Origin of the sequence: Mycobacterium sp. SMC-18 (assembly GCF_045310895.1) — a bacterium.
Lineage (GTDB): Bacteria > Actinomycetota > Actinomycetes > Mycobacteriales > Mycobacteriaceae > Mycobacterium.
In genome coordinates, this window is record NZ_JBJIAL010000056.1 from 1 (window position 1) to 25,486 (window position 25,486).

22 protein-coding genes are annotated in these 25,486 nt (G+C 64.1%); 13 read left to right on the forward strand and 9 right to left on the reverse strand.

What is annotated here, in order from left to right; genetic code table 11:
* Nucleotides 1–860: 860 nt before the first annotated feature.
* A complete protein-coding gene (locus ACJH6J_RS27580; protein WP_406804856.1) occupies nt 861–2,639 on the reverse strand; it encodes a hypothetical protein in 1,779 nt (592 codons plus the stop codon).
* A gap of 327 nt (nt 2,640–2,966) precedes the next feature.
* On the reverse strand, nt 2,967–3,350 hold the full coding sequence (locus tag ACJH6J_RS27585; protein WP_406804857.1) for a heavy metal-responsive transcriptional regulator: 384 nt from the start codon (nt 3,348–3,350) through the stop codon (nt 2,967–2,969).
* Nucleotides 3,351–3,406: 56 nt separating this feature from the next.
* On the opposite strand from ACJH6J_RS27585, the gene merA reads away from it, so the two are divergent.
* The 5 genes from merA to ACJH6J_RS27610 are packed head-to-tail and all read left to right on the forward strand — an operon-like array spanning nt 3,407 to nt 7,193.
* The gene (gene merA / locus ACJH6J_RS27590; RefSeq protein ID WP_005148655.1) at nt 3,407–4,810 is read left to right on the forward strand and encodes a mercury(II) reductase; all 1,404 of its coding nucleotides are present in this window, start codon (nt 3,407–3,409) and stop codon (nt 4,808–4,810) included.
* A 26-nt stretch (nt 4,811–4,836) separates the two neighbouring features.
* On the forward strand, nt 4,837–5,478 hold the full coding sequence (gene merB, locus ACJH6J_RS27595) for an organomercurial lyase MerB (protein WP_005148656.1): 642 nt from the start codon (nt 4,837–4,839) through the stop codon (nt 5,476–5,478).
* Nucleotides 5,479–5,510: 32 nt separating this feature from the next.
* Nucleotides 5,511–5,801: a hypothetical protein gene (locus tag ACJH6J_RS27600; protein WP_005148657.1), complete on the forward strand. Its 291-nt coding sequence runs from the start codon at nt 5,511–5,513 to the stop codon at nt 5,799–5,801.
* 46 nt (nt 5,802–5,847) lie between these two features.
* Nucleotides 5,848–6,348, forward strand: coding sequence for a redoxin domain-containing protein (locus ACJH6J_RS27605; RefSeq protein WP_225433764.1), 501 nt, complete (start codon nt 5,848–5,850; stop codon nt 6,346–6,348).
* Nucleotides 6,345–7,193, forward strand: coding sequence for a cytochrome c biogenesis CcdA family protein (locus ACJH6J_RS27610; RefSeq protein WP_024444598.1), 849 nt, complete (start codon nt 6,345–6,347; stop codon nt 7,191–7,193). The genes ACJH6J_RS27605 and ACJH6J_RS27610 overlap by 4 nt, the downstream gene beginning before the upstream one ends.
* A gap of 136 nt (nt 7,194–7,329) precedes the next feature.
* Here ACJH6J_RS27610 and ACJH6J_RS27615 read toward each other — a convergent pair whose 3' ends face one another.
* From ACJH6J_RS27615 to ACJH6J_RS27630, 4 genes are all read right to left on the reverse strand, one after another.
* Nucleotides 7,330–7,875, reverse strand: coding sequence for a hypothetical protein (locus ACJH6J_RS27615; RefSeq protein ID WP_226522004.1), 546 nt, complete (start codon nt 7,873–7,875; stop codon nt 7,330–7,332).
* Between the two features lie 298 nt (nt 7,876–8,173).
* On the reverse strand, nt 8,174–9,202 hold the full coding sequence (locus ACJH6J_RS27620) for an ATP-binding protein (protein ID WP_005148661.1): 1,029 nt from the start codon (nt 9,200–9,202) through the stop codon (nt 8,174–8,176).
* Nucleotides 9,190–11,154 (reverse strand): Mu transposase C-terminal domain-containing protein, encoded by a 1,965-nt coding sequence (locus ACJH6J_RS27625; RefSeq protein WP_005148662.1) that lies wholly within the window; start codon nt 11,152–11,154, stop codon nt 9,190–9,192. The genes ACJH6J_RS27620 and ACJH6J_RS27625 overlap by 13 nt, the downstream gene beginning before the upstream one ends.
* Nucleotides 11,155–11,277: 123 nt before the next feature.
* The gene (locus tag ACJH6J_RS27630; RefSeq protein WP_011894084.1) at nt 11,278–12,018 is read right to left on the reverse strand and encodes a TnsA-like heteromeric transposase endonuclease subunit; all 741 of its coding nucleotides are present in this window, start codon (nt 12,016–12,018) and stop codon (nt 11,278–11,280) included.
* Nucleotides 12,019–12,530: 512 nt separating this feature from the next.
* On the opposite strand from ACJH6J_RS27630, the gene ACJH6J_RS27635 reads away from it, so the two are divergent.
* A complete protein-coding gene (locus ACJH6J_RS27635; RefSeq protein ID WP_061001267.1) occupies nt 12,531–13,364 on the forward strand; it encodes a DUF4436 domain-containing protein in 834 nt (277 codons plus the stop codon).
* Nucleotides 13,365–13,385: 21 nt separating this feature from the next.
* Here ACJH6J_RS27635 and ACJH6J_RS27640 read toward each other — a convergent pair whose 3' ends face one another.
* Entirely contained in the window at nt 13,386–14,432 is a 1,047-nt protein-coding gene (locus ACJH6J_RS27640) for an alpha/beta fold hydrolase (protein WP_061001266.1), read from the reverse strand.
* A gap of 181 nt (nt 14,433–14,613) precedes the next feature.
* On the opposite strand from ACJH6J_RS27640, the gene ACJH6J_RS27645 reads away from it, so the two are divergent.
* Nucleotides 14,614–15,288: a GNAT family N-acetyltransferase gene (locus tag ACJH6J_RS27645; protein WP_406804858.1), complete on the forward strand. Its 675-nt coding sequence runs from the start codon at nt 14,614–14,616 to the stop codon at nt 15,286–15,288.
* 470 nt (nt 15,289–15,758) lie between these two features.
* Nucleotides 15,759–17,126: a sugar transferase gene (locus ACJH6J_RS27650; protein WP_212814814.1), complete on the forward strand. Its 1,368-nt coding sequence runs from the start codon at nt 15,759–15,761 to the stop codon at nt 17,124–17,126.
* Nucleotides 17,127–18,237: 1,111 nt separating this feature from the next.
* On the opposite strand, the gene ACJH6J_RS27655 is transcribed toward ACJH6J_RS27650, so the two are convergent.
* The gene (locus tag ACJH6J_RS27655; protein WP_064860118.1) at nt 18,238–19,170 is read right to left on the reverse strand and encodes an amino acid--[acyl-carrier-protein] ligase; all 933 of its coding nucleotides are present in this window, start codon (nt 19,168–19,170) and stop codon (nt 18,238–18,240) included.
* Between the two features lie 10 nt (nt 19,171–19,180).
* Nucleotides 19,181–20,347 carry an acyl-CoA dehydrogenase family protein gene (locus ACJH6J_RS27660; protein WP_064860131.1) on the reverse strand — a complete coding sequence of 389 codons (1,167 nt, stop codon included), beginning with the start codon at nt 20,345–20,347 and terminating at the stop codon, nt 19,181–19,183.
* 109 nt (nt 20,348–20,456) lie between these two features.
* Between ACJH6J_RS27660 and ACJH6J_RS27665 the strand changes: the two genes are divergently transcribed.
* The 5 genes from ACJH6J_RS27665 to ACJH6J_RS27685 all read left to right on the forward strand — a co-directional run bounded on the left by ACJH6J_RS27665 (nt 20,457) and on the right by ACJH6J_RS27685 (nt 25,436).
* Nucleotides 20,457–20,693 (forward strand): acyl carrier protein, encoded by a 237-nt coding sequence (locus ACJH6J_RS27665; protein WP_064860119.1) that lies wholly within the window; start codon nt 20,457–20,459, stop codon nt 20,691–20,693.
* Complete coding sequence (locus ACJH6J_RS27670; protein WP_234789728.1) at nt 20,690–21,679, forward strand: DUF1839 family protein; 990 nt, start codon at nt 20,690–20,692, stop codon at nt 21,677–21,679. Before ACJH6J_RS27665 ends, ACJH6J_RS27670 begins: the two co-directional genes overlap by 4 nt.
* 4 nt (nt 21,680–21,683) lie before the next feature.
* Nucleotides 21,684–24,056 (forward strand): hypothetical protein, encoded by a 2,373-nt coding sequence (locus ACJH6J_RS27675; protein WP_064860120.1) that lies wholly within the window; start codon nt 21,684–21,686, stop codon nt 24,054–24,056.
* Nucleotides 24,047–24,469 carry a holo-ACP synthase gene (locus ACJH6J_RS27680; RefSeq protein ID WP_234789729.1) on the forward strand — a complete coding sequence of 141 codons (423 nt, stop codon included), beginning with the start codon at nt 24,047–24,049 and terminating at the stop codon, nt 24,467–24,469. The genes ACJH6J_RS27675 and ACJH6J_RS27680 overlap by 10 nt, the downstream gene beginning before the upstream one ends.
* A gap of 457 nt (nt 24,470–24,926) precedes the next feature.
* Nucleotides 24,927–25,436: a carbohydrate-binding domain-containing protein gene (locus ACJH6J_RS27685; protein ID WP_406804859.1), complete on the forward strand. Its 510-nt coding sequence runs from the start codon at nt 24,927–24,929 to the stop codon at nt 25,434–25,436.
* Nucleotides 25,437–25,486 lie beyond the last annotated feature (50 nt).

The window sequence follows — 25,486 nt, forward strand, 5'->3', positions numbered from 1 at the left end:
TCCTCGTCGTACTTCTTCGGCATGATGCGAACTACCTTCCCTCGAAAGAAGGTGTGCATCAAACTCGGGGCGGTTCAAAGCGACAGCGCTGGCGCAACAAGCGCTCAATGATCTCGCTGACGACGCCCGCCAACGGATCAGCGACGCCACCGCCGACCAAGTTGAGCTCCGCGACGGGCTGCGACACTTGGTCGACGAGCTACGCAATCACATCACCTCAGGTGAGGCATTGCTTTCCGGCTTACGGGACGGCTCTTGACCATGCGGCACACCCGGCGTGCAGGTCAGGTTGGACCTACGCCCCGCTGCCAGCTCGGACATCCGCCCCTTCACGACGCGACGCGCGTATGAAACCGCGCCGCGCGATCCGGTGCCCGTGACCCGCACTGGATCGACCGGATGAACCGCCTCTCTCGCGCACTCAGGCTTTCTGGATTTCATCCGGCACTCTCACCTGAACCGATGATCCCCGCACACTCCTCGAATCTGAGGGCATCCTTTTCCGGTGGGGACCGGGCCGAGCCCGCACAGCGGTGGCCACCGCGCTGACAGATCGACCCGAAGCGCGAGTGCAGGCACCTCTGAGCATGCCCGTTCGGGCAAGGGTCAGTGAGACTTCGTTGACCGCGTAGCTGCGATCAATGACGCGGTGACGCTTCAAGAACTTCTGGCAACGCCAGAGGCGAACTCCGAAAACAACCGGAACGTTCAACGCGCCTGACCCCCTTTCGCCGCTCGACAGCACAATTGTCCGCGCCCACCTGTACAGCTGTCCGAGCTTGCACTGAGTCCGTGTCCGTTTACCAGATCAACTGCCCTGCAGCGTCTTTAATCTGCTGCGGTAATCGCCGAGACGCACTTCAGACGAACTGCGGCGGCCCAAGCGGCTGCGAGCGCTGTTCCCAGATGTGGTTGAGGATTTCGTCGACCGCCCGGTCGTCGACGGAAAGATCGAGCTTCGACGGCGCGAGTGCATCTCGCATGGTTCCGGCGATGAGCGGCGAGTGTATCTCGGAGATCACGCTGATCGCCTCCCTGGCTGCAAGCGTTGCGACAAAGTCCAGCGCCGAGCCGCGCGCTGTGAATGGCGCGATCTTCTCATCGGGGTTGATCTGCAGTGCCGTGAGGAGATTGCGCGCACCGTCCCATCTACTCCCTGGATGCGCGTGCGCGAACTCGCTCAGGGCACGACCCAGCACGCTCAGTCGGCGCCATCCGGCCGTTTCCAGCCAGTCACGCGGTGTCGTGCCCAGGCTGGTTTCTAGCTTCTCGGCCTTCTCGGGTTTGATACGCCAGACGCGGATTCGCGCGGTCTGCTCGAGCGTGCAGCGCAATGTCGCCATCGCGCGGTCGTCGTCTTCGAGCCATAGCCAATACGCCGACCGCAGCGATGACGAGACCGCCGCAGCCGCCGCGGCCAGGTGGGGTAGCCGGTCGGTCCACCGAGAGCAGAGTGCCGCGATCTCGGCAACCAGGACGTAGGTGACGCCCCTACCCACTAAATTCATGGGTTCGAATTCCTCACCATAGTAGAGCTTTTCACGATCAAGCATCGCTGCTGCCGCCATGGCGCTGGCGTGCCGGTGCGCCGTGAAGGCTAAGGTGAGCATTTCGTCGTCACGGTAGAGCCGACCTGCGGGGAGTTCACGTGCGAGGACTTGTGCGTAGTTTGCGGATCGACGCGCGAGGTACTCGATCGGTTCAGCGTCTAGTCCCTCGTTGACCGTCAGCGGCATGAGCGCCGGCAGCTTCGGTCGCGTCATTGGCTGCGACCCGGTGTCGGCGCGCCCGTGGTCCTCTGGGCGACGAGTGAGCTTCTCGACCCTATCGCCCGCTCGCTGAAGCAGAACGGCCTGTTCGGCATGGCCCCGACTGGCGCAAACCGCGGAGGTGGCTGTTCTGAGTTGAATGACGTTGAGGCTCAGCGCATCACAAACTGCTGCGACGGCGTCCTGTGCCTCGGTGGGGAGGCTCGTCGGGTCGAGCAAGTCATTCGCCTCCCAGTCCACGGTCTCACGGAAGAGGTCTCCGTGGATCATCTCGCTGAGGTGGACGTATACATTCAGGGGGCAGACCTCGGTTCCGTCGGACAGGTCGATGTGCTCGTGCCCCGGAACGTCGCTGTCGGGCGTAGGCTCCCCGTCAACGAATGGATCGGCAGCGGCCGAGACCGCGGTCCGGATAGCCTCCTCCCCCACCTGATCCATTGCGTGCGAGGACCAGCAACGTGCAATGAACTCCTGGAGGGGCTCGCGTGGCTGACGCTCGACGCCGGTAATCCTTGCCAGCAGCAGTGTCCACCGTTCCAACTGCTGACGCGCGACCACCGCGGCGCCGACGGCCTGACCCGCCAGCAGGAGCCGGCAAGCAGACACTGCGCTTTCGAGCCCCCACGCGAGATGCGCCGGAGCGTTACCGTGAAACGACGCGGGGAAGCGTTGGAGGGGAACGCCAAGCGATACGTGAGCCTGGTCCAGGAGTCCGATTGGTAGTAGCGGTCGCAGCGCTTGGAAAGCGTAGTCATCGGGAATTCGTTCGAGATTCAGCATGCGGGTGTGATGACGCGCCACCAACGCCTCGGTTAGCCGGTCCGGACCCAATCGACACACGCGCTCGTAGCCCTCGATCGTCGGTTGCACAGCGCCACCGCGGCGGTTTGCCTTCTCTGCCGCCCGCCTCGCCTCCTTCGGGGTCGGAGACCGCGTTCCGGCGCGCAACTCGGCCTTGGCGCGGCTTTTTCGTCCCACGCCTCGATGATGCGACACAGCGAGGTCGGAGCGCCAGTCGATTCCCGGCTGGGCCACCACCAGGCGGTGCGTCGTCTGCCTCAGCGGCGTGGCGAGCGCGTGTCCGACACTCTCAGGTCGTTTCGGAATCTATCCGGCACTCTCACTTTTCCTTGGACAGAGGAGCGAGAAGGTCGTCCAGAACCACTTGAGAGCTCCGAGGTCAATGTCATGTCCCACTCACAAGATGTTCCAGATCGGACAGCATGATTCCGGGTCGACGCTTTCGGCGCCCTGCCGCAGCCGGGCGATGGTCTCGCGCAGTGCCACCAGTGCGCTGATCTGCTCGTCGAGGTCGGTCAGTCGGATGTCGAGCAGGTCGCGCACGTGCGTGCACGGCGCGTGGCCGCTGTCACGGATGTCGAGGATCTGCCGAATCTGGGCGAGGCTGAACCCGGCGGCCTGTCCCCGTCGGATGAAGCCGACCCGGGCGATCGTGTCGGCGGCATAGTCGCGATACCCCGCCGGGGAACGTTCGGCGGGCGGGAGCAGGCCTTCGTCTTCGTAGTAGCGCAGCGTCGCGGTGGTGGCCCCGGTCGCCTCGGCGAGCTTCCCGATTCTCACGATGTCTCCTCAGAACACTTGACCTTCAAGCCTACTTGAAGGTCAAGGATGGGTGCATGAGTCAGGGATTGGACCTCGCGGTCATCGGTTCCGGCGGCGCGGCGATGGCCGCGGCGATCCGCGCTACCGCGCTCGGCAAGTCCGTCGTCATGATCGAGCGCGGCATCTTCGGTGGCACGTGTGTCAACACCGGCTGCGTGCCGTCAAAGGCCCTGATCGCAGCGGCCGAGGCCCGGCATACCGCAGCCGACACTGCCCGGTTCCCGGGGATCGCCACCACGGCCGGCCCGGTGGACATGGCGGCCCTGATCGCCGGCACGCACGATCTGGTGGAGTCGCTGCGCTCAGAGAAGTACCTCAACGTGGCCGAATCGTATGGCTGGCAGCGCATTCAGGGCCAAGCGCGGTTCGCCGGAACCCCGGACGCGCCCGTCATCGAGGTCGGCGATGCCACCATCGAGGCCGAGCACTACCTGATCGCCACCGGCGCGAACCCAGTCATCCCGCCCGCATTCGAGGGCGTCGCCTACCTGACCTCGACCACCGCGATGGAAGTCACCGAGGTCCCGGAGTCGCTGCTGGTGATCGGCGGCGGCTACGTCGCGTTGGAGCAGGCGCAACTGTTCGCCCGGCTCGGGTCAACGGTGACGGTGCTGGTCCGCTCCACGCTGGCATCGAAGGAAGAGCCGGAAGTCGGCATGGCGCTGCTGGAGGTGTTCGCCGACGACGGCATCCGGGTGGTGCGCCGCGCCACGGTGAGCGAGGTCGAGCAGGCCGACGATCAGGTCACGGTCACCGCGACCATCACCGGCGGAACGCAGCAGTTCCGTGCCGCGAAAGTCCTCGTCGCCACCGGCCGCCGTCCGAACACCGACGGCCTGAATCTCGAAGCGGTGCAGGTCAAAACCGGCGAGAACAACGAGGTCGTGGTGAGCGACGGGCTGCAGTCGTCGAACCCACGGATCTGGGCGGCCGGCGACGTGACCGGGCACCGCGAGTTCGTCTACGTCGCCGCCCATCACGGCGCGATGGTCGCCGACAACATCTTCACCGACGCCGGCCGCAGGGTCGACTACCGCCATCTGCCCCGCGTGACGTTCACCAGCCCCGCGGTCGGTGCGGCCGGGACGACCGAGGCCGAGCTCCTCGCCGCCGGGACACGGTGCGACTGCCGGGTGCTGCCGCTAAAACATGTGCCGCGTGCGGTGGTCAACCGAGACACCCGCGGTTTCATCAAACTCGTCGCCGACGCCGGCACCGGCCGCATCCACGGCATCACCGCCGTCGCCAAGGATGCTGGCGAGATCGCCGCCGCCGCGGTCTACATCCTCGACGCCGCGATGACCGTCGACCAGGTCGCCGGGTCCTGGGCCCCGTATCTGACCATGGCCGAAGGCATCAAAATCGCCGCCCAGTCCTTCAGCGCCGATATGTCCCGACTGTCCTGCTGCGCATCCTGACGCATGGCTCACTCGAAAGGTTCCTGATGCCCAATTTCCTTGACCGCCTGACCATTCCGGAAGAGTCCGGGCTCGACCCGACGATGCTGGTGCCGTTGCTGCGGCTGCTCGCCGCCGGCGAGCCGGTCACCGTGGAGGCGCTCGCCGCGGCCGTCGGCCTCCCGGTTGACGAGGTGACCCGGCGTCTGGCCGCGGTACCCGACACCGAATACGACGAGCAGGGCCGCATCGTCGGCCAGGGCCTGACCCTGCGCCCGACCCGCCACCGATTCACCGTGGCCGGCCAAGAGCTCTACACCTGGTGCGCCCTGGACACCCTCATCTTTCCCACCATCCTGGACCGGCCCGCCAGCATCGAATCCGAATCACCCGTCAGCGGGCACCCGATCAGGGTCTCGGTCGGCGAAAACGGTGTCACCAGCGTGCAGCCCGAGACCGCGGTGGTCTCGCTGGTCAACCCCGACGACCTCACCTCGATCCGGTCCTCATTCTGCAACCAGGTGCACTACTTCACCTGCGCGCAGGACGCCGCGCCGTGGCTCGCCGAGCACCCCGAAGGTCAGATCGTCAGCGTCGCTGAGGCCCACCAACTCGGCGCAGCCCTGACCACACAAATCCTTACCCAGCTCCATACCCCGCCAACTGCCCACCCCGGCTGCTGCAGCTGACCAGCCGCACCCAACCTGATGAGGAGAAATCAATGAATCAACGTCCACGAAGAAATCCCGTGCTGCTGGGTGCGGCAGCGGTGCTGGTGACGGCCCTGTGTTGCGCCGCGCCAGTCCTGATCGCCGGCGGCGCGCTCGCCGCCGTGTGTGGACTGCTCGAGAATCCATGGGTCATCGGGGCAGCCGTCGCGCTGCTGCTGGCGGCTGTGGTCGCCTTCGCCCGCCGCGGTCAACGCGGCGATCACTGCTGTCCCGCCGACAGCCATTCACCCGCGACGCACACGCTCGACGACCTGACGAAAGGAAGCATCGACAATGTCTGAAACGCGTTCGTTTACACCCCACAGGTGGGCGGGCGTTACGGCTGTGATGCTGGCAGCGGGCGCGCTGACCGCGTGCGGCCAATCGGCCACAACCAGCAATCCGACCTCACCGCCACACGCCAACGCCACAACCCAGGCGACGGCGGCGACACTGACCACGGTGGACGGCAAAACCGTCGAACTGCCCGCTGCCGCCCCGACCGCGATCCTGTTCTTCTCCTACGGGTGCGGCGAATGCGTCGGCGGCGGTAAATCCCTGGCCGCTGCTCGGGCGGCCGTGGAGAAAGCCGGAGGCAGCGCCAAGTTCCTAGCCGTCGACATCGTCCCCACCGAGAAACCCGCCGATGTTCGCCACTTCCTGGACCAGATCGGCGGCACCAGCCTGCCCGCGGTCGTCGATACTAACGGGGCCCTGACCAGCCGCTACCAGGTGACCGCGCCGACCACCGCCCTCGTCATCGACCCGTCCGGGCAGATCAGCTACCGCGGCCACGCCCCGTCCCAGGATCAGATCCTGGCCGCCCTCGGCAGCAGCGCCGCACGGTGAACCTGCTCGCGCTCGCGTTTACCGCTGGCATGCTCGCCCCGGTCAACCCCTGCGGGTTCGCGCTGCTACCGGCGTGGATCACCGGCACCATCGCCACCGGCGGCACCGATGCGGTGCTCGTGCGGCTGGCCCGGGCACTGCGCACCGGGGCCGTCCTGACCATCGGGTTCACCGGCACCCTCACCCTCGCCGGTATCGCGATCAGTGCCGGTGCCCGGACCCTGGTGACGGCTGCTCCCTGGCTCGGGATCACGATCGGGCTCACCCTGGCCATCTTGGGCGGCTTCATGCTCACCGGCCGCACCATCGGTCTGCGTATGCCTGCCCGGACGCGTCATCGGCCGGACTCCCCAACAGCCGGTGGTGTGCTCGCGGCCGGAATCGGCTACGCCCTGGCGTCACTGTCCTGCACCTTCGGGGTACTGCTCGCGGTGATCGCCCAGGCCCAGGCCACCAGCGGATGGGGCGGTCTGCTGGCAGTGTTCACCGCATACACAGCCGGTGCCGCCACCATCTTGATGCTGGTCAGCGTCGGCACCGCCATCGCCGGCACGGCCCTGACCCGGCATCTGGGTATCCTCGCCCGCCACGGGACCCGCGTCACCGCCGTTGTCCTCATCGCCACCGGCGCCTACCTCGCGTGGTACTGGCTGCCCGCGGCCACCGGGCACACCGCCAGCGGCGGCAACCTGCTCACCGGCTGGTCGGCCACCGCGACCGGATGGCTGCAGGACCACGCCCTCCCGGCCAGCGTCATTGCCGCCTTCGCTGTGGTGGTCAGCGCGGTGGCCGCGTGCTGGACCACCCACCGCCGGCCAATCACCGGCAAGCAGCGCCGCCGGTGATGATTCACCGGCCGATACACCCAGCCAGATACCACTGTCCCTAACGATTAGAAAGCCGATAGATACAACCGTCGGACACAGTCAGATGCACACCACAAGTGCCTTACTGATAAGGCACATTCAAGACTGCCGACCCCTAAGCGCGACACGCCAGTTCTGCGCCGTCTGAGCGTGTCGTCAATACGGCAGTGGCGAATAGGCGTCGGTACTGCGCCCATTGCTCGACGGGGGTGGCGTCGGCATGGTGGGCGCCGGTGCGTTCGTTGATGCGGTCGAGCAGTAGCGTCGGCCAGGCGGGTTCCGTTGGCGTCCTGGGCTGTTCAACCCGAGGGCGAGCTGTGAGCAATGTTGCGGCTACGGCGATCACATCGGGGTAGGCCACCACGTGCGCTTCTAGGCCATTCTGCAGAATCCCCGCCGCCACGTGACGCTCTGCGTGAGCCCAGAAGACCAGGATGTGGCGGGCGTCGCCCAAGGCGTCATGAAGGTCGACCTCTGAATACTGACGGGCCAAGCGCCGATGCGTGCGCCCGGCACTGAGCACCGTGGGCCGGTCACGAAGATCCACCTGGTCGTCAAGAACGCGCGTTGGTGAACCGATCCAGCGTCGGTGACGGTGGCATACGGAGACATGTGCAGGCAGGTAGCAGTAGACGGGTTCGTGTATTCCCTTGCGTGCCATACATCTTTGACACAAAGGGCGGCGGAGATATTGCTTGAGCGCGGTGGGGTCGCCAGCAAGTCCGCAGAGACGGGACCGGATTACCTGCTCAGGTTGGCCGCTGACGACGGCCAACCAGTCCGGTCGCGGCCGGGCTGCGCATGATTCGGCGACATGGCCGCGCAGTGTGGAGACGCCGATATGGTTGGCGCGGGCCAGCCTGTCGATGTAGGACGATACGGCTTCCCAACGGAACGGTGCGATCGTTCGCGGGAGCCGCTGGCGTGGTCCGCGCGGCCACGGCCTGACAGTTGCCACGTCAGCTGGCCGTGCGGGCCGCGGCCGTGTGGGCGGCGTAGTCGATCAAAATATCGTCCATGGCCTCGCGGGTGATGTGCTCGGTGCCGTCGAGCATCGCTTGGATTGCTGAAGCCCGGATCAAGTGGGCCAGGCTGCCGATCATCCCGCCGGTGCGGCGGTGCAGGTAACGGGCCTGGGCGACAAGGCTTCCCGGTTCGTGTCGATGCAGACGCAAGGTACCTTCCATGGCGGCGACGAGTTGTCGCCACTCCTTGGCGTCGGGGAATGCGCTGGTGTGGATCACCCCGCAACGGCCGGCCAACTGCCGTCCCCGCGTGCCGGTGAACAGCCCCGAGCGTTCCACTTCGATCCCGGCGTAAACGAATGTCGCAGGCAGATGCTCGGTGAAGTATTTGAGGTGGTCGGACAGTTCTTCGCCGGCGCGGGTGTCGAGGTTGAGGTTGTGGATTTCATCGACCACCACGATGTCGGTACGGGCATCGATGAGCACCTGGCACACGGCATCGGAAATATCGGTCACGTTCATCCGCTGATTGAGCGTGGGAAGCCCCAGAAACCGTGCGAACTCCATCGCCAACTTGCGGGGCGACCCTTTCGGCGGGGCCGTCACATACACCACCGGAATCCGGCTCTCATCGCCGGGAAACCGTGCACGGGTGCGCAATTCGTGAAACCGACCCAGTTGCTTGATCGCCGTAGTTTTCCCCGTCGCTGCCCCGCCGGAGATGATCAGCCCGCGCCGGGCCCCGATCTCGCGCTGGTTGAGCAATGTCAACAGCCGGCCCTGATGGGTGATCGCTTCGATCGCCGACGTGGTGACCACCACCAGCTCCGAATGATGCGCAACCCGGGCCTCGTTGTAGGCCGTCCGCTCGTCCTCACCGAGGCTGGCCCACTCGTCGTCGGCGAGCAACGTGAACTCCGGCGGATCGGCATCAACAAAACGCCGCCAGCCCTCCAGCGTCGTGGTCGGCTGGCGGCGATCCTCTAACTGACCCACCGCCGCAATCTCGGTCACAGTCGCCACGTTTGGGCCTCCTTGCGTGCATCAAACACCGGCAGGGGTATGACCTCCGCCATCTCGCCGTCATCGTCGAAAGTCTCGTTGTCGGCGGCCCGTTCCGACGGTGACGGGCCATGATGTTCGGATGATTCCGTCGGGTCCGGCCAGTCCCGGCCGGCGCTCGCGGCGCTGGTCCGTCCAGTCACTCGGCGCTCGGCTTTCGTCTGCTGCTGCGGCCCAGCGGCGGCGCGGTCCAGCAAGTCCTCCGCGATGGCCGCAATCTCCGCTTCCTGGGTCTTCTGGGCCCCTCTGCGGTCGGCTACGGAGCGGGCGTGGCGCCACAGTGTCTCGCCGAACGGCACCGGCGAGGACCGAAGGTGCGTCCACGTCGCGGCCAGCCATCCGTCTTCGTGGTGATTGCGCACCCAAATCCTCGACACGTCATACGGGTCGTAGTGCACTTCCCACTGTCCGTTACGGGCATCGACCCCGGAATGCTGGCGCCGGTATGGGTTGAGCGCCTTGGCGTCATAGGTGCGATGGTTGATCCGGACCCCGTAACTGTTGATTGTGCGCCACTGCACGGGAAGCAATTCGATATAGTCGTCGGCGTCCAGTGGGACCGGTACATAGCCAGCCACCTCAACGAGGGCAGTGTATTTCTCGTTGGGAGACAACGCTTTCCCCGGCGTCACCGGATCCCGCAGGCCATCGTGGGGGCGGTTCTGCCACACCGCGATGATCCACTCGTCCAGCAGCGCCTGCAGCTCAATCATCGACCACACCGCGTCGTCCTCGGCGTTTTTCCCACGCCGCTCCACCGATGAACCGACGTAACCGGCCACGTACTGTGCGAACAGGGTGCCCACCGACTGCAATGTCCGCTCGATCTTCGGCTTATCGGTCGGGCAGTCGGGATGAGCCGGCTGCAGATTGATCCCCAATGTGCAGCACGCTTGCCGAAATGTTTGGGACAGATACGCTTTCCCGTGATCGCAGACGATCGTCTCGGGAGCGATCACCGGCCTGGCCGCAGCATCGGCCAGGCGCTGATCGACACTGGTCAGGCTGTGGTGCGGAAGTACCGACCGGGACATCCGCAGCGCATCGGCCCATCCCGGGCGCATCGGTTCGGGCGTCAATGCCCGCGCCAAGAGCAGTGACGCGTCCACTGCTTTGGTCGTCGGTCGCAGCACCGCGGCCGGGATGGACCGCGTAGCGTTGTCGACCATCGCAGTCAGCTCGACTCGGTCTACCATGCCGTCATCGAGCACTACCCGTACATCCAGAAGGGTTGAATCGATTTCCACCATCTCGCCGGGGCGCACCACGGTGATCGACCCGAATGGGCCATCGGGCTGCTTGGACAGCGATCGCCGCGTCCGTGCTGACCCGAACGTGTGCCGTCCTTCCGCGAGGCGCTTGACCAGCCGGTAGAAGGTGGGCTGCGACGGCATCGCGGGCGCGTCGTCGGCACCATAGGTGGCCACCAGCGTCTTGGCGACCCGCCGTTGCAGACGCTGCACCGTTCCCGTTGACAGGTCGGTCTCGCCCTCGATCGCATCCCGCACCGCGGCGACGACACGGTCGTCCACACGGCCGAATACCGCGCGCCGCCGATTATGGCGCCCGTCAACCACTCCCAGGAGCCCGTCCCGTTCGTAGGCAAATCGGCGACGCTGCAACGCATTCCGACTCACGTCGTGGCCGGCGGCACGCAGCTCGTCCAACTTGGCCAGCTCACGCTGCCGCAGAGATCGTTTCGCCGTGTCGAACTCTGGGCGGGGACGAATGCCCGCGGCCGTCCCAGGCGGGCGGCCGCTGAGGATCTCCACGATGTGGCGCTCCCACCACCGTGCTTGCTCGACGGCTGCCTCGGGAATGCCAGCCAGCATTTCCTCAGAACACAGTGGCGGTCGCGACCCCGACACCAATTCCAATGCCGGATCAACCATCAGCTGCGAGAGCGGCACCACAATCTGCTCGCCGACAGCGTCAACCAGTCGAGCTGATCCGCCCGACAGGGTTACGACGGTGAAAACACCTGCTGATAAACGGATTTCGTCTCCCTCTCGGACGACACCCGTTCGCACGTCAGGTCACCACCCGGTCCCGAGGCCAATCGCCGTGTCGTCGCCAAGTGCCGCTCCTTGCAGATCGGCAACTAAACGGCCGTGCCAGAGCAGATGAAACAGTACGGGCAGCACCACCAAAGGAGTCCCGACCGCGTGCACACCAGCCATCAACGGACGGACCCGAGCGAAGACCTCCGCCAGTTGATCAGCCAAACCGATCTTCAATACTCGCGGATGCCGATAACCCGACAACCAACGTAGATTCGCCCGCAGCACTGGATCGAGGGAACCGACACGCAGGTAATCCCAACCGACCATCGCGCACGTGGCGGCAGACCGATCGAACACGTCCCGATCAGCGTCAGAGATCCGGTCGTCCTCACGAACGTCGACTACGACGACAGATCCATCGCGGCGCCGCACGAAGTAGTCAGGAGCATGCCGCGTGCCGTCACGCCAATGAATCCAAAATGGTTGCGACAGAACACCAACAACATCCGGATCGGCATCCAACGCCATCAACTGGTCACGTTCTACCCAGGACTCGTGACCTACATGTGCGCCGGTTGTGGCGAACCACCACAGCCCGGGAAAGTTACGCTGACCTCGAAACGAGGGGAAATTCCGCACTGGTGAACAGTCCAACTCAAACCGGGTTGCAGCACATCGGTCCAGCGATTGCCGCGTGCATCCCTCGCGGGTGTTGAACTCCAAGTCCACTGCACTCGCTACACCTGGCCCAGCCGAAACAGCCGACGTCAGCACACATAAACGCTAAGCCTCGTGCCCCAGATTCAATGAGAAAGACACGCACTTACCCCAGATTCAATGAGAATGCCCCAGAATCAATGAGAACGGACAACATGCCCAGGCGCAACCGTGCCGCCAACTCGGCAGCCCCCAGCGACGCTTGAGCGCGCGGGCCGGACTGAACCAATTTGTCACTGTGACGTTTTAGCCACGGCTAACCGGGTGCGCGAATATCACTGCAGCGCCCAGCCTTTCGATCCGAATTGGCGATCTGCCGTTCAACGCCGCGGTGTGCGCATGAGTGGCTCAAGCGCTGACTGGCCATCGATATGACAACAGGCGAAAGTCGACCGCCATTCACCCCCCTGCCGTCTCGGGAAACCTGCCGCAATGCTATTCGTCACTGTGACGAATAGCATTGGGCCGCAACCTGGTTCAACCTTTCACCGACGATGCCATCGGGGTTTCGGCGCATCCGTGCAGAAACCTGACTTACACTGCTGTCAATTATGCGGGAGGGGTCGCCGATGAAAGTCCGGGTAGTCGCGAGTGTGGCGGTTGTCGTCGCCCTGTACCTCACGACAATCGCGCTGTACGCGAGGACCGGCCTCGGACACCCGAGCCAAATCAGCGAGCCGATACCGACAGCCGATGGCACCACCGTCACCATCGACCTGAACGAGGTCCATTCGGTCAAAGGCGACATGGTGGCCAACGTGACCGTCGTGCCCGGTCCAGCGCTGCTGGACCCGCAAACGCACAGTCTTACCGAAGACCTCAGTGTCGCAGTGCAATCCGCAGTGACACCGACCCGCCGCACATGGACGAAAGGCATGGTGCCCGACGTCTTTCCCGTCGCGCTGATCCTGTCCGGCGACCCTGGCAGCTATCCATTCGACCATTACCGCTCGGGCCCGATCACCGTCGAACTGTTCCGGGGTGCGTCACACGTACCGATACGAGTGACGCCCGCGTTCTTCGATCGGGTGCCCGGATGGATGTTCCACATTCCGGCCGGCAGCAACGACGCCGCACCGGGTGTCTACCGGGTCAAGGCGCAGCGCTCCCCCAGCACAGCCGCATTCGCCGCAGTCCTCGTCGGCGCGCTCGTCACGATTGCCGTACTAGGAGCGGTGGTCGCCGTACAGACCGCACGCAACCGCCGCAAGTTTCAGCCGCCCATGACGACATGGTTTGCCGCAATGCTTTTCGCAGTGGTGCCGCTGCGCAACGCGCTACCCGATGCTCCACCCATCGGGACGTGGATCGACGTGTCCGTAGTGCTCTGGGTGATCGTGACACTGGTGGCCTCGATGAGCTTGTACATCACGTGCTGGTGGCGCCACCTCAGGCCCGAATAGAACGGCCGCCGGCGGACCCTCCTAGCGCGTGTCCAGTTCCTTCAGGAAGTCGTCGATCGCCGGCCACGTCTCGGTGACACCGGCCGACAATGCGACCAAGCCGAGATGGCTGGCTTCCACAGTGGCGAACCGAACATCGGCCGACTTCAGCATGGTCACCCCGTTGTGCACGCATTCCCACGGCGCGATGGCGTCCCGGTGGCTGCCGAACAGTTGGATCGGCAGTGTCAATGACGTCAGGTCAAGGGTCCGGCCCGCAACATTGACGACGCCGGTGGCGATCTCGTCGTGGTAGATCAGCCGGCCCCACATCTGAGATACGGCGCGCCCCGGATATCCCGGAAACGCGTCCTGGAAGCGGTCGATCACTTCGGCTCTGGCCAAGGCTTTGGTGTTGCCCAGGTTGTTGAGGACGAACCACGGTCGTTTGAGTTCACGATCCCAGGACGTCGCGCGGTAAGCGGCCTGGACCACCGGGGCGGGCACCCCGCCCATGGCGCGCAGGACAGTGGTGACCGCATAGCCGTTGGTGGGCTTGGTGATTCGTCGGACTTCCGGATAGCCGGGGATCCGGCCGTAATCCAGCGGCGTGCCGATGCCGGTGATCGAACGGATGGGCAGGTCCTTGTTGGCAGCCGCAGTCAACAGGCTGAGCGTGCCGCCGAGGCTCCAACCGATCAGGTCGAGTTCCTCGGCCCCGGAATCGATGAGCACCCGCTCGATGGCTTCCGGCAGGATGTCTGCGAAGAAGGCCTCCAAACCGAGATGCCGGTCAGCCCAGCCGATTTCGCCGTAGTCGACCACGTACGGGGTACGGCCCTGTTCCAGTAGGTGCGCCACCAGTGATTGACCCGGCGACAAGTCGTAGCAGGTCGCCGAAGCGGCCAGTGGCGGTACCAGCAGAACCGGCACCAGTGCGGACTCGCGCCCGTCCGAATGGCCGTAGCGCCGCAGTTGGCGGTGCGGTTCATCGAACAGCACCGCGTGCTCGGTCGGTTCCGGTGGGCACACGCCATCGCCGAGGGTGATGGCGAACAGGTTGCGTGCCGAGGTCGCAAGCGAGGGCATGGTCGGGCAGTCTATCTTCTTCTACCCCGCACAGAATGGTTGGGAATAGGACGCATTCGTCACAGTGACGAATAATGCAGGGGTGCAGCGCGTTCCAATCTTCGTGATTCCAAAGCGTTCTCGGCGAGCCCGCCGCCAGTCGGCGTCCTGATGCCATCTCGTCATCTGGGATGATCGAGGCGTGACCGATGTGCTCGCCGACCCCTTCAACGCCGCGCTCGACGGCCCACACAGCCGGTTCCGTGAAGTCAGCGGACGGATCCAGCGATACCGCGCGGACGTTTCGGTGTTCTATGGTCACCCACGCGAACTGACCGCCGAGGACTACATCCACGTCGCCCGCCTGGCCGGCGACACCGGGATCGCGGTCCTTCGCGACCGCGCCACCGCGCTGCCCGCGGGCTGGTCCGTCGTCGAGACGTTCGGTTTGGTCCAATATGAGGGCAGCGAAATCGAAGCTGCTCCCGATCCGGCGGCGATACCTCTGACGCCGGCCGACGTGCCCGAGATGACCGCCCTGGTCGAGCGGACCAAACCGGGACCGTTCCTCCCCCGGACCATCGAACTCGGAACCTATCTGGGTATCCGCGCCGCCGATGGTTCGCTCGTCGCGATGGCCGGCGAGCGGATGCGACCGACCGGATTCACGGAAATCAGCGCAGTGTGCACCGCCCCCGAAGCCCGCGGACAGGGCCTGGCGTCCCGCCTGATCCGCGCAATCGCCCACGGTATCCGCGCGCGCGACGAAACTCCGTTCCTCCATACATCGAGCGACAACCCGGCTCAGACGCTCTACAAGGCGATGGGTTTCACCCTGACGCGCACGGTCCCCCTCGAGATCATCCGCATTTCCTGACGCCCCAGAGCAGTCAGGTCTCGTCTCACATGGGTCTGAGGCCAGATGTGATGGCCGTAACACGTGTTGATTAGGTGTCCTACTTGCCTGTTTCAACCCTTAGGTATAAATTTGCTGCAAATCGCATTCGTTAACAGATACAGCATCACGCGAGACCACCGTCGGTCCGCGTGTGGATCCTGAACTGGCAGGTGAATCCTGCAAGCAGCCAGGGATCGAACCCGCCGAGTGAGTCCCGCCCAGCAGAGAGCGCCCCGGTAGCCATGTCGACACCAACCGTAGAAAATGCGCAGGTAAAGTCGGTAATCAAGTCGTCCACCGGTCAGGTCGACACAACAAACCAGCTCAATCTGCAGCCACCACCGGCTACCACAAGCGGCAACCGGGGCAGGTCAATCCGTGAGCAACGTCACGCAAAATATGCACGCCAGCTTATTTTCAGCGACGCACTCGTTATTTGCTCTGCCGTCATCCTCGGGCAGATTTTCCGCTTCGCCGGTGCCGACGCGCGCCCTGTCTACGTCTCCCTCGACGGCGGTCCCCACATCCGCTACCTCGTCGTGTCCGCCATCATCGCCATCGCCTGGATGGGTTTTCTGTCCCTTGGCAGCCGATCAGCCAAAATCGTCGGCCGCGGATTCGATGAATACGTCACCCTCGCTGCGGCCACGCTGCAGCTGTTCGGCCTCATCGCCATCGCCTCGACGCTGTTGCACTTCGACATCTCGCGCGGCTACCTGGCCATCGCTCTGCCCACGGGTCTGGTCGGTCTGATCGCCACCCGCTGGATCTGGCGCAAGATCCACGCGAACAAGCGCCGCCATGGCTACAACCAAAGCCGCCTCCTCGTTGTCGGCGCCACGAGTGCCGCCGCGGACATCGCCACCGAGTTCGCGAAGGATCCGTGGGCGGGGTACCACGTCGCCGGATTCTGCACCCCGATGGGACCCACCCACGCCAAGGAAGTCATCACCATCGCCGGCCGCGACATCCCCATCGTCGGCACCGACGAAGCCATCCTTGCCGCAGTCCTGCACACCAACGCCGACACTGTCGCCCTGGCAGCCACCCACCATCTCAGCCCCACCGACATCCGCCGGCTCATGTGGGAACTGGAAACTCATGGTATCGATCTCATGGTCGCTCCCGGCCTCATCGACATCGCCGACCAACGCCTCACCAGCCGCCCGGTCGCCGGCATGGCCGTCTTCGAGATCACCAAACCCCAATACAGCCGTGCCAATTCGCTCATCAAGCGCACCTTCGACATCGCCTTCGCCGGTGCCGCGCTACTGGCGGTGGCCCCGCTCATGCTCGTCACCGCGCTGGCCGTCAAGCTCACCAGCAGTGGCCCGATCTTCTACAAGGCGGAGCGCATCGGCCTCGACGGCATCCCGTTCAAGATGACCAAGTTCCGCAGCATGTACCAAGACGCCGACACCCGCCAAGCCGACCTGATCGCTGCCAACGGCGGTGGTGCCATGTTCTTCAAGATGAAAGACGACCCCCGTGTCACCCCCATCGGCAAAATCATCCGCAAATACTCCATCGACGAACTCCCCCAATTCCTCAACGTCCTCACCGGACACATGAGCGTCGTCGGACCACGACCCCAAGTCCGCCGCGAAGTCGACACCTACGACGACCTCGTCAGCCGCCGCCTCACCGTCAAACCCGGCCTCACCGGACTCTGGCAAATCAGCGGACGCTCCGACCTAGCGGTCGAAGACGCTGTGCGCCTGGACCTTTCGTACGTCGAAAACTGGTCCCTACTACAAGACCTGCTCATCATCGCCAAAACTGTCCGTACCGTCCTGACTGGCAGCGGCGCCTACTGACAACCGTGGCAACCTGCCCACAAAACTCCTGGACCTCGAGCGAGACCGACCCCGATCAACTTCGCTCGAGGTTCAGGCTCGTGAGGAGATGCGGCCGTGGGCACCTCGGCCGCCAGTCCGAGCCCACTATCGGCTTCAGGCAACAGTCCGATGACTCGGGACGGTTGTGATGAAATCAACCAGGCGGCAGGGCAAGGCGCTTTCGCTGACGGTCGCGGGCTTGGTCGTCGGAATTGTCGCCTCCCCGTCAGCGAAGGCAGATCAGCCGCCGCCGCTGGTGAACGATGCACGGCCAGCGGCATCGGGCGCCTCACATGGTCATTCGGTACACGGTGCACATGTGTCGAAAGCGATGAGTGATGGCCGTGATGCCCAGCAGACACCGCTGATGTCCGCCAATCCGTCTCCCCGACCGCGTAAATCGCTGCGTACGGCCAACGTACCCGCGCATAAGGCACCAACCAACAAGAGCCGCCCACTGGAGACCGCGCCGCTATCTCCGGATCAACCAGTTGCCGGATCTAACGAACCCAGTCGAGTCGATGCCCGTTCGCTTCGTCAGCAGGACACCACGATCTTCCCGATTTCCATGAACTCCGCGCTGACATCCAGCCCGCAGTCGAGTGCACGGCAGCGAGGCGACCTTTCAATGCCATCGGCTGACATCGCACCGGTGAGCGTGCGGCGCGCTGTCCGCGGGCGAACCTGGCCGGCCACCACCAGAGACACCGACGTGGTAGCAGGCCCATCACGGTGGGGCACGCTACAAGCCGTCGATATCACCCGGTTCATGCCGACTTATTCATCGCCAGCAGATGGCGTGCGCAGTCCCCTTACAGTCTCCTCGCAGGCACCAATTCCGGGGCTGTCAGATCCGGATATACCGGGAGGAGGATGTCTGATCAGTGGTGCACTCCCCGGCGTTACCGGGATGTTGATCCTCACCATGGTTGGCGTCGCACTCGGTCGTCGGCACACGAAACTGGACGACACTGCCGGTGTCGACCGTCTCCGCTTCATGCCGTGAGGGCAGGACGATGCATCTGAGCGGTTGGATCAACGCATAGCGCATATCGACTGTTAGCAATCGGTTCAGCGATGGACGGCCCTGTCACCATCCGAGTTGCTTCCGGACCAAGGCTGGCCACGAATCCGTCTCGAGACCATGAGTCACCAGGAGCGCCAGCGCAATTCGCTCCATCCCGAACCCGACGCAGGCGCTGTGTGCCGTCGCACCATCGGAAGTCGAGAGGCCGAAGGTCTCACCGAAGTGGTCACGGTGACAGTTGGCTGAGACAACTGCGGTGCCCTCGTCGAGATCCCCGTAGAGGCGCACAACCAACTCAGTCTTCAAGTTCTCGTCACGCTGGTTGGCCGCCAGCATCCGGCCGGCTCGCCCAAAGAAAGGATCATTGGCAGCTTCCGAGCGGGCATCGACCCCGAGCGATGTCAGTACGTCCATGCCGTGCGCCACCCACGAATTACGGTGCACCTCAGCCTGTTCAGGCGAACCGACACGAACGTACTCATGCATCCGGAAGGCCTGCATCCGTGCGGGATCGATCGCTGGTTCGTGCCGGAAGCAGTAGCCGTAGATGTCCATCAGCGCACCGCCTTCCGGCAGCACCTTCGGCAACGTTCCATAACTGGGGTGGCATGCGGCCGAAACCAGCATGGTTCCGGCCGGACTCAGATGCCCGTCCCAGGACATGCCGGCATCACGATCAGCCAGCAGGGCCCGGTGCTCGGCGTTGCCGCCGGTGAATGTCGACACGGCGCCGGTGAGGTTCGGAAAGGACGCAATATAGTCGGTCTTCTCAAACGCCTCGCGCGGATACAGCGGTGGAAAACGCAGAACCACCGCATTGTCACCGTGCACTTCGGCACCTTTGGCGCGGACCGCGATGTCGATACCATCGATGATCTTCTCGAAGGCACCGCTGCGGCCATACAACCCGTCGATCCCGAGCGGGACGAGCAACCCGGCTTCAGTCAATGAATCGCGAAATTCCTTGCGGGCGAGTTCGAGTGAATCGGAAACCATGTGCTGATCGTTACCCCCGGTAGGCCAACACGAGGTTGGCGTTATTCAAGCGAATGCGCTCATTGGAGACCATGAGCTGCGGTCCGAACGCGTCCCGCAGCAGACGTCCCATGGACAATGCATGGTCCTCACGATATCCATTGAGTCCCACAATCCTCAGAGCGTCGGTGACCACTTCGATGACAGCAGTCGACGCCGCGATCTTCAAATTGTTCATCGCGAGGGTGAAGCTGATCGTGGCCTCGTCGGCGTTTGACTCGACCAGCGCCTGATACCGCCGCACTTCGTGCTGCACCATCGACTCGAAACCCTGATGCGCGACAGTCAGATCGGCCAGCAATGTCGCCTGCGGTACGGATTTGCCGGGCGACTTGCGCGCAGCTTGCCGAACGGTGCTACGCGCCTTGGCGTAGGCAGCATCGGCGATACCCAGCCACACTGACGCCCACAGCGTGTGCGACGCAGGCAGCATCGTCGTGGCGAGGATGCTGGCAAAGTCGGCCTGGATCACATTGTCGGGCGACGTCCGAGTCGACAAAAGGTAGCCCGGACTGCATGTCCCCCTAAATCCCAGGGTGTTCCATGTGCTGGTGCGCTCCAATTTCGTGTCCTGGGCGGGACATAGCAGTAGTACCTGATCATTCGCCGAGGCGTCGGGATTGCGTCGCGCCGTGGCACCGATGTAGTCCGCGTGCTCGGCGTACGAGATGACTGGTGCGTTCTTCTCCAACTGCACGCCATCGCCGTCGCTCACCACCGCGCACGTGGATGCACCCAGATCGCCACCAGTAGTCACCTCAGTGGTTGCTGAAGCAATAAGTGATTCATTTGCTGCAATCAACTTTGTCAGCTCGGCGGGCGGCCCCGATCGGGCATATTTGGCTAGCACCAGCGCCTGCGTCTGATGCATTGCGAAGACCATGCCCGCCGCGCTGCAGGCGCCACCCAGGGCGCGCGCGACGACAGCCAACCGGCCGATTGGGAAGTTCCGGCCCCCAAGTTCGACCGGCAGGCCACAAGACAACAATTTTGCGTGCTTGAGAGCCTCGACAGCCTCGTGAGGAAAGCGCGCGTCCCGATCAACGTCGTCAGCGGCCGCGGCCGCCGCTTGCACAGCTTCGGCGAGGCCGGGCACCACAGCCTGGTTCAACGTTGCGACGCCGTCACGGTCGGACATGGACGCTTCCCCCAAAAGTTCTCGACGCATTCCGAATCCGTGGTGGAATGCCATTCGCTACAGCACTGACAGCTAACTCAAAATTCAGTTTGGCCTGTATGATAGCCCCATGCGGGAGACTATTGAGCGGGTCCTGGCGGCCCATGGTCGGATGGCCGTCGACCCAACCGGAGTGGCCGATGATGCCGACCTCTACGAACTCGGATTGACGTCACATGCATCAGTGAACGTGATGCTGGCTCTGGAAGATGAGTTCGACATCGAATTTCCCGACGAGGCACTGAAGAAATCCACGTTCGCCTCGATCAAGAACATCGAGGCGGTCGTCTCCAGCCTCGCTGGGTGACGACCGTGACACTTGCCGCGGTGCCCCAGACAGCGACAGCCCTGCGGATCGACGCAACGCCCGCCAGCCATGCACAGCATTTCACGCACGGCGCCGACCGCATCTGGACCGAGACCAACTGCTACCTGGATCTCTGGATCGAGATACTGAATTGCCTTGGGCTGAACCCTGTTCCCGCGTTCGCAGCACTGTTGTCCGCCGATCACGACGGCCTGTCCTGGACGTTCGGCAAGCAGCAACCCGACGAGCTGCGGCGGCTGTACGGCTTGGAGGTCGGCGAAGAAAACGTGTGGCTTCCCGTTCTAGACATCGTGGAGACAGGCCCACAGCGCGGTGTGCTCCACACTGTTGAGGTGGACAGCTGGTGGCTGCCGGATACGGCTGGAACCGCGTACCGCGCAGAGCACGTCAAAACCACCATCACCCCGATCTGGATCGACCGTCCCGCGCGTGAGCTGCGGTACCTGCACAACGCGGGGCTGTTCGAGTTGACCGGCGAAGATTTCGATGGCATCTTCGGCCTGACCGCGGAATCCGCGCTGCCGCTTCCGCCATACATGGAGGTGATCCGGCACTTCCCGCATTGGGCTGAACCCGGTGCTCTTCCCGCCATCGTGCGCGACCACCTGCGTCGCCGACCGCGCGGCAATCCGGTCGATCGACTGGCCGCCTGCGTCCACAATGCCGCCAGCTGGCTACCCGAGGCCGGTATCGCACGATTTCACCTATGGGCGTTCGCTTCGTTGCGCCAGTGTGGCGCCACCGCTGAGCTGCTCGCCGACTTGGCCGAATATCTCGACACCGAGTTCCCGGGCGCGGCGGTCGCCGCCGGATGTCTGCGCAATGTGGCGAGCAACGCCAAATCGGTGCAGTTCAAGATGGCTCGTGTCGCCAACGGCCGCAAGGTGGACGTGACTCCGGCGCTCGATTCGATGGCCCAGGACTGGCAGATCGGAATCCAGGTCATAGCCGACGCGGTAGGTTAGGCCGATGCTGGCCCGGTGGCAGGTCCTGCGTTGCGCGCCTGATGCATTCATACACCCCGACGAATTGGCCGATCAGTGGGAAGCGGCATCAGTTCTGGACGCACCCTCGACAGTGGCCGGCCTCCAGAGCGGTAACCCGGATGATTTCGACTGGTGGTGCCGTACCACGTTCACCGTTGACGAGGCAGCTGATGTCGCGTTCGCCGGCCTGACGTTCCCGGCGATCGTGTTCTTGGACCGTACACCTGTCATCGAATGTGAGTCGATGTTTCTACCGGTCCGGATCGATTGCGAGGCAGGCAAACACGAAGTGGTGATCCGCTTCGGTTCGCTGAACCGTTGGCTGGAGACTCGGCGCCCGCGCGGCCGCTGGCGCTCAACAATGGTCGCATCGCCGGGCCTGCGCTGGGCGCGGACCACATTGCTCGGGCGCGCCCCCGTGTATGGGAACACCCCTGCTCCCGTGGGTATTTGGCGTCCAGTCAAAGTGATCCCGGCGCGCCTGCGCACGGACATCGTGGCGCGGGTCGAGGGCGACATCCTGACCATCGCCGGAACCACCAATGCGAAGTCGATCCATATCGCCCTGTTCGATCCGGCCGGCAGCCTGATTGCTGAACATTCGGTGCCACCGACCAATGGCGCCGTAGACATCGATGTCGCGGTCGCCGACCCCGTACGCTGGTGGCCTAACGGCTATGGCCCTCAGCATCTTTACCGGGTCCGCGTGGCAGCGGACGGCGTCGAGATGATTGATCAGCTGATCGGGTTCCGGACGGTTTCGGTATCGACCGACGGATTCCAGATCACCGTGAACGACACCCCGATATTCTGCAGAGGCGTGACCTGGTCCCCGCCGGACCCGTTCCGGATGTACGCAGAAGACGAGGAAATTCGCTCTCAGGTAATGGCTTTCGCCTCTGCTGGCGCGAACATGGTACGGGTCGTCGGCGGGTTGGCATTCGAACAAGACGAGTTCTGGCAGGCGTGTGCGGAAGCGGGTCTATTGGTCTGGCAGGATGCGATGTTGGCGACGTTCGACCCTCCGGCCGAGCAGGGCGAGTTGATCGCGCGCGAATTGGGATCAGTTCTGCGTCGAGTGTCAGGGAACCCCGCACTGGCGGTGGTCAGCGGTGGTAGCGAGACTCTCCAGCAGCCCGAGATGCTCGGACTGAGCGCACAGGAATCCGCCATTGAAGTCATCGACACACTGCTCCCTGCGGTCGTCGTAGAGCATTCGGATGCCCACTATGTCCGATCTTCGCCCTCACCCGCCCCTGGCAGCGCGCAGCTCGCTATCCGCCCCGACACCGGTGTGGCCGGATGGTTCGGGGTGGGCGGTTACCTGCGGCCGCTGGCGGACGTGCGCAGCGCGGGGATCCGATTCGCAGCCGAGAGCCTGGCGTTCTCCAATCCACCCGAGTCCGCTCATGTGGAAAGGCATTTCGGTTCTGCAAGCGTTGCTGGACACCATCCGGATTGGAAAGCGGGTGTGCCCCGAGACCGGGGATCCTCGTGGGACTTCGAGGACGTTCGGGATTTCTACGTCCGTGAGATCTTCGGGGAAGACGTCCTGGAGGTTCGGCGCACCAGTGCCGAACGGTACCTCCAACTGGGCCGACTTGCCGTCGCCGGCACAATGCGCGAATGTTTCGGCTTCTGGCGACGTTCCGACTCGGGTTGCGGGGGCGCTCTGGTGTTGTCCGGCAGGGACTTGGTGCCCGGCGCCGGTTGGGGCCTCCTGGACTCCGACGGCGGGGCCAAAGCGGCATTAGCAGTGCTGGCCCGCACCTGGGCACCGGTGTCGGTCATCGTCGCGAACGATGGGCTGGCCGGCATCCGGATCGACGTACACAACGACACCAGTACGCCGCTGAACGGCGAATTGAGATTGACTGCAACGAATTTCACAGGTATCGCGGTCGATGCGACGTGCCGTGTGGCGGTGCCGCCCGCTTCGTCGGTCACATACTTCGACTCCGAGATATCTGGTCACTTTCGCGATCTGTCACATGCGTTCCGCTTCGGACCGCCGTCCGCAGACGCAGTGCAAGCCGTCGCGGTGTTCGACAACGCCCGCACCGCGCGCGACGTGTTGGTGATCAACCCGAGAGTCGGGCAAGCCGCGTCAGCAGTGACGGCCATGGTGTCGAGATCATCGCCCGACAACTGGGTACTGAATGTGACGTCAGAGGTCGCGCTCCGTTATGTCGAGGTCGACATTCCCGGCTGGACACCCGGTGACAACTATTTCGACCTGGCACCGCGGCTGCCCCACCAAGTTCTCCTGGCGCGCGAGGGCGGCAGCGAAAGGCCCACCGGCACAGTCGATTCGATAGATCTGATCACCCGCGTTCCCGTCCAGACATGCGAATGAACCCGCCTGAGGCGCAGGTTCCGGGCGCGCAGATTCGGGTGGGCTGCGACGTCGTGAGCCTCGGGGAGATCAAGCACTCGCTGTCAGCGTTCGGACAGCGGTTTCTTGACAAGATATATACCGCCGATGAGCAGGCGGCGTGCGCCGGCCCCGATCAGGTGGCCCGCCTCGCTGCTCGATTTGCCGCGAAAGAGGCTGCAATCAAGGCGTTTTCGCAGCCTGATGCAGCCTTTGCGCCGCGCGAAATCGAGATAGTCACGACTGCCCGACTGCCCGCTTTGCGACTCTTCGGCGCTGCGGCGATGCTGGCAGCAGAGCAGGGCTGGAACCAAATATCTGTGTCACTGACGCACTCAGACTGCCACGCTGCCGCAGTGGTCGTGGCGGTGTGCTCGGGAACAACCCACGGCTGAGTGGTCATTGGTGGCTAATGCCACGTAACCGAGGAGAAACATACAATACCGTCAATACGCGAAAACCATCTCGCCAAATGCGGTTTGTTATCAAAGTGATAGCTGGGACCATTGTTTTGATAGCGACTTGACTGCAGGATGTGACACGTTCTGATCGCCACAACCTCAGGAGCGCGTCATGGCAGTTCGCCGATGGACCGCGCTCGCCGTCGCAGTGGTGTTTCCGATCGCCGTAGCCGCACCAGCCCACGCAGCGGACGCCGCAATCGCCGGAACCACTTTGTCTGTGTCACCCACCGGATCCGCGACAGCGCTCTCTGACGGCACCGCGACGAGCGGAGCAGCACTTGCCTTCATCGCCAAAGGGACTGCGACGGCAACGCTGTCCATGCCCGTCACCGCCGCTGCGACCATCACAGTGCGCGCCAGAGGCGTGCCCTGCAACGGCTCACCCAACATGGTGGTCGCGATCGACGGTTCGCGAGTCATCAAGACCAGTGTCAAAGAGACGACGTGGACGAACTTCAGCACGAATCGCACGGTGCCTGCCGGATCACACGCTCTGACGATCACGTTCACCAATGACAATTCGACGAGCACTTGCACTCGCGCATTGCTCATCGACACGATCACCATGACCCTGGCCGGTTCGTCCACGACCACGCCACCGCCCGTGCCGGCCGGCACCGGGACCGCCGGCGTGCCGTTCACGTCGACGAGCACTTGGCGCACCGCGTTGAGCACCGCGACACCGGTAGATCCCAACAGCGCCAACATGGTTGCATACGCGGCGCGCAATAGAGCCGGTTACGCAAACCTCGTTCAATACGCGGTGCCGATCTACGTGGCCACCACGTCGACGCCCCGCTACAGCGTCGCTTGCACCATCAGCTCATGGGGACCGTGCCCATTCACCGGACACCAGATCCCGATCCCGTCTGGAGCAATGATCAGAACCTGTGGATGAGCCTCGGCGAGGCGGCGTAGGAAAGGGCGCACCTTCCCGAGGATGATCTG

What these genes read in the sequence shown, in the direction of transcription:
- merA (WP_005148655.1), top strand. Translation starts at nt 3,407, where the DNA reads ATGAGTCAGGGATTGGACCTCGCGGTCATCGGTTCCGGCGGCGCGGCG.
- merB (WP_005148656.1), top strand. Translation starts at nt 4,837, where the DNA reads ATGCCCAATTTCCTTGACCGCCTGACCATTCCGGAAGAGTCCGGGCTC.
- ACJH6J_RS27600 (WP_005148657.1), top strand. Translation starts at nt 5,511, where the DNA reads ATGAATCAACGTCCACGAAGAAATCCCGTGCTGCTGGGTGCGGCAGCG.
- ACJH6J_RS27605 (WP_225433764.1), top strand. Translation starts at nt 5,848, where the DNA reads ATGCTGGCAGCGGGCGCGCTGACCGCGTGCGGCCAATCGGCCACAACC.
- ACJH6J_RS27615 (WP_226522004.1), bottom strand. Translation starts at nt 7,875, where the DNA reads ATGGCACGCAAGGGAATACACGAACCCGTCTACTGCTACCTGCCTGCA.
- ACJH6J_RS27635 (WP_061001267.1), top strand. Translation starts at nt 12,531, where the DNA reads ATGAAAGTCCGGGTAGTCGCGAGTGTGGCGGTTGTCGTCGCCCTGTAC.
- ACJH6J_RS27640 (WP_061001266.1), bottom strand. Translation starts at nt 14,432, where the DNA reads ATGCCCTCGCTTGCGACCTCGGCACGCAACCTGTTCGCCATCACCCTC.
- ACJH6J_RS27655 (WP_064860118.1), bottom strand. Translation starts at nt 19,170, where the DNA reads ATGGTTTCCGATTCACTCGAACTCGCCCGCAAGGAATTTCGCGATTCA.
- ACJH6J_RS27660 (WP_064860131.1), bottom strand. Translation starts at nt 20,347, where the DNA reads ATGTCCGACCGTGACGGCGTCGCAACGTTGAACCAGGCTGTGGTGCCC.
- ACJH6J_RS27665 (WP_064860119.1), top strand. Translation starts at nt 20,457, where the DNA reads ATGCGGGAGACTATTGAGCGGGTCCTGGCGGCCCATGGTCGGATGGCC.
- ACJH6J_RS27675 (WP_064860120.1), top strand. Translation starts at nt 21,684, where the DNA reads ATGCTGGCCCGGTGGCAGGTCCTGCGTTGCGCGCCTGATGCATTCATA.
- ACJH6J_RS27680 (WP_234789729.1), top strand. Translation starts at nt 24,047, where the DNA reads ATGCGAATGAACCCGCCTGAGGCGCAGGTTCCGGGCGCGCAGATTCGG.
- ACJH6J_RS27685 (WP_406804859.1), top strand. Translation starts at nt 24,927, where the DNA reads ATGGTGGTCGCGATCGACGGTTCGCGAGTCATCAAGACCAGTGTCAAA.